Genomic DNA, 11939 nt, shown 5'->3' on the forward strand with positions numbered 1-11939 from the left:
CAGGTGGAGACGGAGGGAGACAACCCCAGTGCGGCCCGACCGCTGATTCCCCCGAATACGTTCGTCGGTCAATGATCAAACCACGGAAAAGCCCCGATCACGACGTTTCCTGTGTGACTGCTGGGGAAACTGTGACTCTGCCCGACCCTCGGACGCCGGACTCGAACTCGTGCCACCGGCCCCGACACGGGTCTCCTAGCAATCTTCGCAACCACGTAACACGATGTTCACACGTGGCTAATCTCACTTTCCGCAGGTAACCGTCGAAGTCGTGCAGCCTCGCGGACTATCGTGTAACGGAAAGATTAATAAGTTCTCACGGAATCAGGTAGGTGAATGTTGTCTGTACGCGACCGCGTTGAGGAGATCTACAAGCAGGTACTCCTTCGCAATGCTGGCGAGCCGGAGTTCCACCAGGCGGTCGCCGAGGTCTTCGAGTCGCTCACCGTGGTTCTCGATCGGCACCCGAACTACGCCGACGGCGCCCTGATCGAGCGTCTCTGCGAGCCCGAGCGGCAGATCATCTTCCGTGTGCCGTGGCAGGACGACAACGGCAACATCCACGTCAACCGTGGTTTCCGCGTGCAGTACAACAGCGTGCTCGGCCCGTACAAGGGCGGCCTGCGCTTCCACCCGAGCGTCAACCTCGGCATCGTGAAGTTCCTGGGCTTCGAGCAGATCTTCAAGAACTCCCTCACCGGCCTGCCCATCGGTGGCGGCAAGGGTGGCTCGGACTTCGACCCCAAGGGCAAGTCCGAGTCCGAGATCATGCGTTTCTGCCAGTCCTTCATGACCGAGCTGCAGCGCCACATCGGTGAGTACACCGACGTCCCGGCCGGTGACATCGGCGTCGGTGGACGCGAGATCGGCTACCTGTTCGGCCAGTACAAGCGCCTCAACAACTCGTACGAGTCGGGCGTCCTCACGGGCAAGGGCCTCACGTGGGGCGGTTCGATGGTCCGCAAGGAGGCCACCGGCTACGGTGCCGCCTACTTCGTCGCCGAGATGATGGCCGCCAAGGGCGACTCCATCGAGGGCAAGAAGGCCGTCGTGTCCGGCTCGGGCAACGTCGCCATCTACGCGATGGAGAAGATCCACCAGCTCGGTGGCACGTCCATCGCCTGCTCCGATTCCTCGGGCTACATCGTGGACAACGCCGGCATCGATCTGGAACTGCTCAAGGAGATCAAGGAGGTCCGTCGCGGCCGCATCTCCGAGTACGTCGACGAGCGTCCGGACGCGCAGTACTTCCCGGGCGGCAACATCTGGAACGTGCCGTGCGACATCGCGCTGCCGTGTGCCACGCAGAACGAGCTGGACGACGTGTCGGCGAAGGCCCTGGTGAACAACGGCGTCAAGGCCGTCGCCGAGGGCGCCAACATGCCCACCACGCCGGGTGGTATCGCGGTGTTCCGCGAGGCCGGCATCGCGTTCGCGCCGGGCAAGGCAGCCAACGCCGGTGGCGTCGCGACCTCCGCGCTGGAGATGCAGCAGAACGCGTCGCGTGACTCCTGGAGCTTCTCCTACACGGACGAGCGCCTGTCGAAGATCATGCGCGGCATCCACGAGCGTTGCTCCACCACGGCCGAGGAGTACGGCAAGCCGGGCGACTACGTCCTGGGCGCCAACATCGCCGGCTTCGTGAAGGTCGCCGACGGAATGTTCGCCATGGGCGTCATCTGATCGACCCGCAGACAGAAGTCGGGCCCGGCACCTGTGACAGGTGCCGGGCCCGATTCGTTTGTCAGGGATCAGCTCTCGTCGGCGTCCGGCCGCTCACCGTCCTCGCGCGCTTTCCGTGCTGCCTCGCGCATCTCGATGCCGTCGGTGATCCAGTCGCCCACCTCCCGGGTGACGTCCCGGACCGCACCGGCGATGATCACCGCGATCGCGCCGACGTGTGTGGCCGCGGACTCGGTCAGTTCCTGCACCGTGTCCTTACCTCGCTCGAACTTCCCCACCATGTTCGACGTGCCTCTCATGCAGCGGTCTTCCGACGCTCGACGATAACACCGCTCACCGGCGCCCGGCCGACGAGCGACGGCGGCAACGCGAACCGGAAGATCTTGGCCCACACGGTGCCGATCTGCCGGAAGAAGCCGCCGGTGTTGTACGGCAGGTCGTAGCGTTCGCACAGTTCCCGGACCCGCGGCGCCATCTCCGGGTACCGGTGCGCCGGGATGTCCGGGAAGAGGTGGTGCTCGATCTGGTGCGACAGGTTGCCCGACATGATGTGGAACAACGGGCTTCCGGTGATGTTGGCGCTGCCGAGCATCTGCCGCAGGTACCACTGGCCGCGCGTCTCGTCGGCGGTCTCGTCCTCGGTGAAACTCTGCACGCCGGACGGGAAGTGACCACAGAAGATGATCGAGTACGCCCACACGTTGCGGACCACGTTGGCGGTGACGTTACCGAGCAGGGTCGAGACGAACAGCGGGCCGGTGAGTGCCGGGAACAGCACGTAATCCTTGAGCACCTGACGGCCGGCCTTGCGCCACCAGCCCCGCACGAGCGGTTTGACGTCCGACCACCTGCGCTTGCCCTGGATCACGTTCTCGGCCTCGAGGTCGTGCAGCATCACGCCCCACTCGAACAGGAACATCAGTGCGGTCGCATACAGCGGATTGCCCAGGTAGTAGGGGTTCCAGCGCTGCGCCTCGTCCATCCGCAGGATGCCGTACCCGATGTCGCGATCGCGGCCGACGATGTTCGTGTAGGTGTGGTGCATGTAGTTGTGCGAGTGCTTCCACTGATCCGCCGGGCACACGGTGTCCCACTCGAACACCCGCGAGTTCAGGCCGGGCTCACGCATCCAGTCGTACTGGCCGTGCATGACGTTGTGCCCGATCTCCATGTTGTCGAGGATCTTCGAGATCGACAGTGCCCCCACTCCCGCCAACCAGAACGGCGGCAGGAATCCCAGGTACATCAGGCCGCGGCCGGCGACCTCGAAACCGCGCTGCGCCTTGATGATCCGGTAGATGTACTCGCGGTCTGCGGCGCCGAGATCGGCGACGACCTCGTCACGCAGCGCGTCGAGTTCCCGGCCGAGTGCCTCGACGTCGTCGTAGCCGATGACGGTGACCTCGGGCTCGGGGTCGCGGCCACCGAATTTCAGAAACCCGGGCAGGGCCAGGAACCCGGGAACGCTCAGTCCTAACATGGGTTTCTCCTCTGGTCGTGGTGGACCGGTAGGTCAGACATCGATCTCGACGTCCCCGACCGGCGCCGAGATGCACAGTTGGATCGACTGCTCCGGGTCGTCGTGGGTATCACCGGTGCGCAGGTTGCGGGTGCGCCCGGACCGTTTGACCGCGGTGCACGAGAAGCAGATGCCCATCCGGCAGCCGAATTCCGGCTGCAGACCCGCGGCCTCGGCCTGGTCGAGCAGGCTGGCTCCGGTGTTCTCCGCGGTGACGCCGCTGCGCGTGAAGGACACGACGCCGTCCGCCGGTCCGGAGGCCGCCGGCGGGTCGCTCCGAAACCGTTCGGTGTGCATCTGTTCACCGAATCCATCGGCGTCGAGCATCTCCTCGACCGCCGCCGAGAGCGTGTCCGGACCGCACACGAACACCTCCGATTCCGGCCCGAACCACGGCGCCACGGCGTCGAGGTGCTCGCGCCGGAACCGCCCGTCGACCGAGGTCTCGACGACGCGGACAGTCACGTTGTCGTGCGCCCGGTCCATCGCCCGCAACTCGCCCGGGACGGGAACGTCGTCGTGCGTGCGGGTGTAGTGCAGGAACGCGACAGACCCGGCGAACCCCTCGTCGACGAGGGTGCGCAGCATCGACAGCACCGGAGTGATCCCGCTACCGCCGCTGACGAGGACCACCTGCGCCGGTCGCGGCTCGGGCAGTGTGAATTCGCCTGCCGCCGTAGACAGGTCGAGCACCATGCCCACGGCCGCCTCGCGGACGAGATACTGCGAGACCAGCCCGCCGGGGTGCGCCCGCACGATCAGCCGGATCGAGTCCCGCGCCCCGCCCTGGGCACCGGTGGGCGAATAGCACCGGGTGTGCCGCACGCCGTCGATGACGACGCCGAGTTGCACGAACTGGCCCGCCGCGAAGCCGCGCCACTGCCTGGTGGGCCGCAGATCGAGCACCACCGAATCCGATGTGGGGCGCTCGACCCGCACGACGCGGGCCCGCATGTCGCGAGCGGTCGCCATCGGGTCGAGCAACTCGAGGTAACGGTCGACCGTATGGGGGGTGGCGAGCGCCTCGAGCAGCGACAGCAGCGGCCGTCGGCGCGCTCGCTCCGGGGAAGTCGTCGTCATGATCATCTCCTCACGAGAGATTTTCAGTGCACACTCGTACACTGATTAGTGTGAACGCGATTACCCCCTACCTGTCAATCCCGGAGGAGCGTGACGGCGATCACTGCACGACCCGGACGGTGCCCGGGACCCGATGCCTAGACTCGACGCCGTGACCGAACCGGTGGAGACCCGCGCACAGCGCAAGGAGCGCACGCGGCAGGCCTTGCTGGACCGGGCACTCGAACTCCACGCCGACCGCACTTTCGCGAGCGTGAGCCTGCGTGAGGTCGCGCGCGCCGCGGGCATCGTGCCCACGGCCTTCTACCGGCACTTCGCGTCGATGGACGAACTCGGCGTCGTGCTGGCGGAGGACAGCATGCGCGTGCTGCGCCGAATGCTGCGGGACGCCCGGCGCACTCCGAGCAGCAGAAACGCCCGCGACTCCCTCGACATCCTCGTGCGCCAGGTGCGCGCCCACGAGGCCGAGTTCCGGTTCGTCGCCCGCGAACGGTACGGCGGCGTCCCGGAGGTGCGGCGCGCGATCGCGACCGAACTGCGCCTGTTCGTCAGCGAACTCACCATCGACCTCGGACGCATGCCGGCGCTGGGCGACTGGGATGCCCCGGACCTCGAGATGGCCGCAGACTTGATCGTGCAGGCGATGCTGGCCGCGGTCGTCGATCTGCTCGAGGTCGATCGCCCCGGTTCGGCCGACGAACGGGCGGTGATCGACCGCACCGCGAAGCAACTGCGGCTGATCACGATCGGCATGGGCGGGTGGAAACCGGCGCGCCCATAGCGATTCCGCTACCGTGGCGCAATGACCGACGACTCACGGACCGATCGCGTGCGCCTGGGCGAACTGACCTTCGATGTCACCGTCGCGGGCCCCGACGACGGAACCCCGATCCTCCTGCTGCACGGTTTCCCGGAGAGTTCGGCGTCGTGGCGCCCGGTCACCCCGCGCCTGGTGCGCGCCGGTCTGCGGGTCATCGCCCCGAACCAGCGCGGTTACTCCCCCGACGCCCGGCCGGAGCGGGTGGACGAGTACCGCTTCGACCGTCTCGTCGGCGACGTCGTCGGACTGCTCGACGCCTACGACATCGAGTCGGCGCACCTGGTCGGCCACGACTGGGGTGCGGCCGTCGCCTGGCAGGTCGCCGGGGGCCATCCGGAACGGATCCGCAGCCTCACCGCGGTCTCGGTTCCGCACCCGGCCGCGTTCGGGTGGGCGCTGAGGGAGGATGCCGATCAGCAGCGCCGGTCCGGCTACATCGGCCTGCTCCGCCAGGAAGGGAAGGCCGAAGCCGTTCTGCTCGAAGACGATTCGCGTCGCCTGCGCGCCATGTTCGGCGACGGGAACGACCCGGAACTGGTGGAGGAGCACGTGCGTCTGCTGTCGCAGCCAGGTGCGCTCACGGCAGCGATGAACTGGTACCGCGCTATGACCCGGGCGTTCGGCGATCTACTGCCCGTCCGGGTGCCGACGACGTATGTGTGGAGTACCGCAGACCCGGCACTCGGGCCGGCGGCCGCCAAGCGGTGCGCCGAGTTCGTCGATGCGTCCTACCGTTTCGTGGTCCTCGACGGCGCGAGCCACTGGATCCCGGAGGAGCATCCGGACGCGCTGGCGGACGCGATCCTCGCCCGCGTGGCGCAGGCCTGACCTACGGTCACGCGCGCAGCAGCACCTCGAGTTCGTCGACGACGGCGTCGAGTGGCGCCGACGTGCCCTGCGCCTGGGCCATCACGAGCGCGCCCTCGAGAGCACTGACCACCAACACCGCCAGCGACGCCGACCGGTCCTGAGGCACCCCGTCCTCGACGAGACTCGCGGCGATCAGCTCGCACCACTCGGCGAAGGTGACGCCGGCGACCTCACGCGCGCCGCGCTCGGTGCCCAGAGCCGCCGCGACGATGGGGCATCCCGCCTCGTAATCCGTTGCCTCGAGCCCGCGGCGCCACAGATCGACGAGCGCCCGCAGCGCCGACACGGTGTCACCCGACTCGAGCACCCGGGCCACACCGCGGCCCAGGTAGGCGGCGGCGGACCGGGTGGCCTCCTCGACGAGCTGCGACTTACCGCCCGGGAAGTGGTGATAGATCGAACCGCGGGGCGCGCCGCTGTGCGCGAGCACGTCGGCGAACGACGTCGCAGCGACGCCCTGCTCACGGATGAGCGCGACCGCGCTGTCGATCATTGCGGCCCGGGGCCCGGCCCCGGGGTCCTGCCGCCTCGCCATGTCGTCACCTTCCGCCGTCGCACGGTTGCCGTCCGCTTCTATGTATGTTGTCATACTTAGAACCGGATCGTCAGCCGTCAGGAGTGGTCGTGACCCAGATCGTCGCACCTACGCACCCGTTCGACGTGGCCGTCGAACTCTCCCCCGAGTTGGGCGCACCCGGCGTCTTCCTGGGCCACACCTCCCCCGCGTACGCGAACATGGTGGGTCCGTTCGGTGGCATCACCGCCGCGACCCTGCTGCGCGCGGTCCTGCAACATCCCGAACGTCTGGGCGACCCGCTGTCCCTCACGGTGAACTTCGCGGGTCCCATCGCCGACGGCGCGTTCGAGGTGTCCGCCCGCCCGACGCGGACGAATCGGTCCACGCAGCACTGGAGCATCGAACTCGCCCAGGACGGCGTCGTCACGACGACGGCCACCGCGGTATTCGGCAATCGCCGGGATACGTGGGCGTCCACCGAGATCGAGGCGCCCCCGGCCCCGGCCGCCGACGACGTGGCCGCTGCAGGTTTCCCCGACTTCATCGCGTGGGCGCGCAATTACGAGATGCGGTTCGTCACCGGGGAGCTCCCCACTCCCGAAGCGGGCGGACAGCCGGATTCGACGACCACGATGTGGGTGCGCGACGCCCCGCCGCGAGCGCTGGACTTTCCGGCACTGACATCGCTGTGCGACGTCTTCTACCCGCGCGCGTTCCTGCGTCTGGGTCGGTACCTGCCCGCGGGCACGGTCTCACTCACGGTGTACTTCCACGCCGACGCGACGTTGCTCGCCGCGCAGGCCGACGACGCCCTCCTCGCCACCGCCCGAGCGCAGCGGTTCGGGAAGGGCTACTTCGACCAGTCCGGTGAGATCTGGGGCCACGACGGAGCCCTGCTCGCCACCACCCACCAGCTGGTGTACTTCAAGGACTGATCTCCGGTGACCGCATGTCACACACGGTCAGTTGAACTGGACGCGTGTGACATCCGGCCGTCACGTGGGGAGGGACTCGGCCGTGTCGCGCTCCGGTGCCCGCACCGCGGCCAGCGCGGCGAGGCCGATCCCCAGGACGACGAGCAACCCGACGATGCCCGCCCGGTCGGCGCCGAACCACCAGGCGAAGAAACCGAACAGTGTCGGCGCGAGGAACGACACCGCGCGGCCCGTGGTGGCGTAGAGACCGAACAACTGACCTTCCCGGCCCGGCGGGGTGATGCGCGCGAGGAAGGTGCGAGCCGACGACTGTGCGGGCCCGACGAAGAGGCACAGCAAGAGGCCGAAGATCCAGAAGAGCAGCGTCCCCGAGACACCGATCAGCACGACTCCGACCGCGATCATGGAGACCAGTGACGCGACGATGACCGCCTTCGGGCCGACCCGGTCGTCCAGACGCCCGGCGACGATCGCGCCGAGTGCGGCGACGACGTTGGCAGCGACTCCGAACAGCAGGACGCTGTCCGACGCCATCCCGTACACGTTGACCGCGAGCACGGCACCGAACGTGAAGACTCCGGCCAGCCCGTCGCGGAACAGTGCACTGGCGATCAGGAACCAGACCGTCCGCCGGTCCGCCTCCCAGAGGTCCTTCAGATCGCGCCACAGGACGCGGTACGACTCGACGAATCCCGCCTTGGCGGCGCCGGGATCGGCGGCACTGCGGGGAAGTTCCGGCACCGCGAAGAGAACCGGCAAGGCGAACACCGCGAACCACGCTGCCGCGAGGAGCGCGACGAGCCGGATGTTGAGGCCACCTTCGGTGGTCAGCCCCAGCAGTCCGCGGCTGTCGCCGTCGCCCGCGATGAACCCGAGATAGCACACGAGCAGCAGGACGATGCCGCCGAAATAGCCCATGGCCCAGCCGAAACCGGATACCCGGCCGATGTTCTCGGGGGTGGACACCTGCCGCATCATCGCGTTGTACGGCACACCCGCCAGCTCGAAGATGACAGAGCCGACACCGAGCAGCACCAGTCCGAGCCACAGGTAGTGGTAGTCGTCGACGACGAGGAACATCGCCGCCATGGTCGCGACCGTCAGGAACGTCAGCACGGCGAGCGACCGTTTGCGGCGCCCGGTCGCGTCGAACCTCTGGCCGCTGACCGGCGCGAGGACGGCGATGAAGAAGCCTGCGATGCCGAGTGACCACCCGAGCCAGGTGCTCGCCGAGATCGATCCCGGGAGGTCGTCACCCACCGCGTCGGTGAGGTAGACGGAGAAGACGAACGTGACGATGACGGCGTTGAAAGCCGCGCTGCCCCAGTCCCACAGTCCCCACGCCGCGACCTGCCGGCGGGACGCCGCCTGCCCGATGCCTGCTTCGCCGACCACTTCCGCACCCATGGCGGTGAGCCTACGTAGTCGGGCGAGAACCGCAGGACGACGTGCGCGTCCGTGTCGCCGACCGACGTCGGCGCCCGATCACCCGCATCCCGGAACCACCCCCAAAAAGGGAATCCATCCTTCTATCAAATTTCTGCAGGCCTTTCAATTTCGCGGGACGAAATCCCGGAAACAATTTTGTGCGTGTTACACTTCACGACGACTGATGGGAATGCTTCGACGATTCTGTGCACAATACGCGCGGACTCCTGATCCGGAACTCGTCGATCCTCGCGCACGACCTGCGAATACCGCACCTCGTGCGCATCCGCACGCCCGTCGGCGCAGGCAACTCCCGCGCCGACGGGCGTCGTGTGCCGCCTCGGCCCCGTCGGTCCACGAGCCGCGTCGAGGGATATGACCCGCTCGGACCGAACAGATTTCGCACTCCCGGAGTCGCGAACACGGCTGCGCACCGGCACCGGCACCGCCCCGTGCGCAGCGCCACCGCGCGGCCCACGGCACCCCTCGCCGGCGCCGGCTCGCGTCGGAATTTCGCGACCCGTTTTTGTGCGAATAGATGTCAAGGAGGTAACGAATGGACGTTCCCGAACTCGTCCAATTCAGTGCCGTGGCAATTGTCCTGCTGCTGCTGTTCTTCTACGGAGGAACATTTCTCATATCCCTTCGCATCGGCAGGAAGAACGAGAACGCCGACAACTTCATGACCGCCGGAAACCACGTCGGTTTCGGCATCTCCGCCGCCAGCATGACGGCCACCTGGATCTGGGCGTCGTCGATGTACGCGTCGGCGACCTCCGGATACACCTACGGGATCTCCGGCCCCATCCACTACGGGTTGTGGGGCGCACTGATGATCCTGTTCATCTATCCCTTCGGCCGGCGGATCCGGACGCTGGCGCCTCGGGCGCACACGCTCGCCGAGATCATGTACGCGCGCCACGGTCGGTCCAGCCAGCTCATGCTGGCCGGCTCCAACGTCGTCGGCAGCCTCATCAGCCTGATGTCCAACTTCATCGCGGGCGGCGTGCTGATCTCGTTGCTGTCGCCACTCAACTTCATCCAGGGCGTGCTCGTCATCGCGGGCGGCGTGCTGCTGTACACGCTGTGGTCCGGATTCCGCGCGTCCGTGCTGACCGATGTGATCCAGTTGCTGGGAATGCTCGGCGCCGTCGTCGTACTGATCCCGATCGTGTTCTTCGCCGCCGGGTTCCCGGCCGCGTTCGAGACGGGCGCGGCGAATCTGACTCCCGCCCAAGGCAATTTCTTCTCCAGCGAAGCCTTCTTCAACCAGGGGGCGCCGTACATCGCCGCGGTACTCGCGTACGCGATCGGCAATCAGACGATCGCGCAACGGTTGTTCGCGGTCCGCGAGGACCTCATCAAACCGACGTTCGTCACGGCCGCCGTCGGGTACGGCTCGACCGTGATCGGGATCGGCATGTTCGGCGTGCTCGCGCTCTATCTCGGCATCGAACCGCTGGACGGCGATGTCAACAACCTCATCCCGCAGATGGCCGGCACCTACCTGCCCGCGATTCTCGTCGCTCTGTTCTTCCTGCTCGTCCTCGGCGCGTTGTCCTCGACCGCCGACTCGGACCTGGCGGCGCTGTCGTCCATCGTGATGACCGACGGCTACGGCCACACGGTCGCCGGCAGGTCGAAAGCCGATCCGCGCCGAATGCTGCTGATCGGCCGCGCGACCATGATCGTCGCGACCGCACTGGCCGTCGCGTTCGCCAGCATGAGGCTGAACATTCTGGATCTGCTGGTGTTCGTCGGCGCACTCTGGGGCGCACTCGTCTTCCCGGTCATCGCCAGCTTCTACTGGAACAAGGTCTCCAACAAGGCGTTCACGGTGGCGACGATCTCCGCCGTCGCAACCTTCCTGCCGGTGCGGTTCGGCTGGCTTCCCACGGACGGCGCGTCCGGGTTCCTCATCGACGTCGCTTCGATCGTCGGCGTGGGTGTGGTCGCGGGATTGATGGCGTTCGGCTTCTTCGGACTCCGAATCGCCAAGATCGTCGGCATCGTCGCCGTCGTCGTCACCGCGCCCTTCGGCATCGGATTCCTCCACGACTACGCGACCCTCAGCGGCTCACTCGTCGCCTACGCCGTGAGCACGGTCGTCTGTTTCGCGATGTCGGTGCGCAATCCCGACACTTTCGACTTCGCGACGATCGAGCAACGAGTGGGCGACTTCGATCGGCCGACCGGCGCAGACGACGACCGCCCGACGCGGGACGAGACGCCGGCGGGCAACTGACCACCGCGTCTCGTCCGATCCACTCGATTCGCCCCAGGAGGCTTTTCGTGAATGCTGCAGTGCTGACCGTGTACGTCCTGATCTGGCCGGTTCTGGTGGCCGCGACACTGTTCGTCATCACGCGCGGTGTGATCCGCGAGTGGGTGGCAGCCCGCCGGACGGGTCGAGACCTCGTCTGACGACTCTTCCCGGAGAACGGGTGTCCCGGAGAGTTCCGGGACACCCGTTCTGTTTATACGCCCGATTGCATATTCACCTCGTTGCATAGAGAATGGGCGTGTGGCACTCGAACACGCGATCCTCGTGTCCCTCAGCGAGCAGTCCGGCTCGGGGTACGAACTCGCGCGCCGGTTCGACAGATCGATCGGCTTCTTCTGGAGTGCCACCCACCAGCAGATCTACCGCGTACTCAAGCGGATGGACGACGCAGGATGGGTCACGGGCGAAGCGATCGCACAGGACGGCCGCCCCGACAAGAAGGTGTACCGCGTCTCGACCGCCGGACGGGCCGAACTTGCCCGCTGGATCGCCGAGCCCACCGAACCGGGACACCTGCGCAACGAACTCGCCGTGAAGATCCGCGGCGCCTCGTACGGGGACCCTGGTTCGTTGCTCGCCGAGGTGCGCCGGCACCGCGACGAGCACGCCGCGCGCCTGGACCTGTACCACCGCATCGCCGACCACGACTTCCCCGAGTCCCGCCCCCGCAGCGGCCGCGCCCTGCACCAGTTCCTCGTCCTGCGCGGCGGCATCCGCGTCGAGCAGGGCTTCGTCGACTGGTGCGACGAGGTGCTCGCCGCCCTCGGGTCCGAAGCGGACTCGGAACAGCCCTGACCCGACCG

Annotated in this window: 12 protein-coding genes; 7 read left to right on the forward strand and 5 right to left on the reverse strand. The window is 67.2% G+C overall.

The features are described from left to right. Positions 1-339: 339 nt before the first annotated feature. Complete coding sequence (gene gdhA / locus C7H75_RS16045) at positions 340-1683, forward strand: NADP-specific glutamate dehydrogenase (RefSeq protein ID WP_172504590.1); 1344 nt, start codon at positions 340-342, stop codon at positions 1681-1683. 68 nt (positions 1684-1751) lie between these two features. Here gdhA and C7H75_RS16050 read toward each other — a convergent pair whose 3' ends face one another. Genes C7H75_RS16050 through C7H75_RS16060 form a run of 3 tightly spaced genes read right to left on the reverse strand, consistent with a single transcriptional unit; the run spans position 1752 to position 4282 of the window. Next, positions 1752-1964, reverse strand: a complete 213-nt coding sequence (locus C7H75_RS16050) for a hypothetical protein (RefSeq protein WP_013416549.1) — start codon at positions 1962-1964, stop codon at positions 1752-1754. Positions 1965-1978: 14 nt separating this feature from the next. Beyond that, positions 1979-3163, reverse strand: a complete 1185-nt coding sequence (locus C7H75_RS16055; protein ID WP_106851585.1) for a fatty acid desaturase family protein — start codon at positions 3161-3163, stop codon at positions 1979-1981. Between the two features lie 33 nt (positions 3164-3196). After that, on the reverse strand, positions 3197-4282 hold the full coding sequence (locus tag C7H75_RS16060) for a ferredoxin reductase (RefSeq protein ID WP_175280041.1): 1086 nt from the start codon (positions 4280-4282) through the stop codon (positions 3197-3199). Positions 4283-4415: 133 nt separating this feature from the next. Between C7H75_RS16060 and C7H75_RS16065 the strand changes: the two genes are divergently transcribed. Together C7H75_RS16065 and C7H75_RS16070 are read left to right on the forward strand one after the other, a co-directional pair. Continuing rightward, a complete protein-coding gene (locus C7H75_RS16065) occupies positions 4416-5063 on the forward strand; it encodes a TetR family transcriptional regulator (RefSeq protein WP_044991252.1) in 648 nt (215 codons plus the stop codon). Between the two features lie 21 nt (positions 5064-5084). Next, on the forward strand, positions 5085-5930 hold the full coding sequence (locus C7H75_RS16070) for an alpha/beta fold hydrolase (RefSeq protein WP_106851587.1): 846 nt from the start codon (positions 5085-5087) through the stop codon (positions 5928-5930). A gap of 7 nt (positions 5931-5937) precedes the next feature. Here C7H75_RS16070 and C7H75_RS16075 read toward each other — a convergent pair whose 3' ends face one another. Next, positions 5938-6507 (reverse strand): TetR/AcrR family transcriptional regulator, encoded by a 570-nt coding sequence (locus tag C7H75_RS16075; protein WP_037084038.1) that lies wholly within the window; start codon positions 6505-6507, stop codon positions 5938-5940. Positions 6508-6596: 89 nt separating this feature from the next. Here C7H75_RS16075 and C7H75_RS16080 point away from each other — a divergent pair, with 89 nt between their 5' ends. Then, positions 6597-7424: an acyl-CoA thioesterase gene (locus tag C7H75_RS16080; protein ID WP_106852024.1), complete on the forward strand. Its 828-nt coding sequence runs from the start codon at positions 6597-6599 to the stop codon at positions 7422-7424. A 60-nt stretch (positions 7425-7484) separates the two neighbouring features. Here C7H75_RS16080 and C7H75_RS16085 read toward each other — a convergent pair whose 3' ends face one another. Then, on the reverse strand, positions 7485-8831 hold the full coding sequence (locus tag C7H75_RS16085; protein ID WP_064078607.1) for an MFS transporter: 1347 nt from the start codon (positions 8829-8831) through the stop codon (positions 7485-7487). A 577-nt stretch (positions 8832-9408) separates the two neighbouring features. Between C7H75_RS16085 and C7H75_RS16090 the strand changes: the two genes are divergently transcribed. The 3 genes from C7H75_RS16090 to C7H75_RS16095 all read left to right on the forward strand — a co-directional run bounded on the left by C7H75_RS16090 (position 9409) and on the right by C7H75_RS16095 (position 11931). Next, on the forward strand, positions 9409-11097 hold the full coding sequence (locus C7H75_RS16090) for a sodium:solute symporter family protein (protein WP_106851588.1): 1689 nt from the start codon (positions 9409-9411) through the stop codon (positions 11095-11097). A 47-nt stretch (positions 11098-11144) separates the two neighbouring features. Beyond that, positions 11145-11276: a putative transporter small subunit gene (locus C7H75_RS26080; RefSeq protein WP_037084035.1), complete on the forward strand. Its 132-nt coding sequence runs from the start codon at positions 11145-11147 to the stop codon at positions 11274-11276. Between the two features lie 100 nt (positions 11277-11376). After that, on the forward strand, positions 11377-11931 hold the full coding sequence (locus C7H75_RS16095) for a PadR family transcriptional regulator (protein WP_005512143.1): 555 nt from the start codon (positions 11377-11379) through the stop codon (positions 11929-11931). The last annotated feature ends 8 nt before the right edge of the window (positions 11932-11939 follow it).

This window comes from Rhodococcus (subgen. Prescottella) equi (genome assembly GCF_003013675.1).
Classification (GTDB): Bacteria; Actinomycetota; Actinomycetes; order Mycobacteriales; family Mycobacteriaceae; genus Prescottella; species Prescottella equi.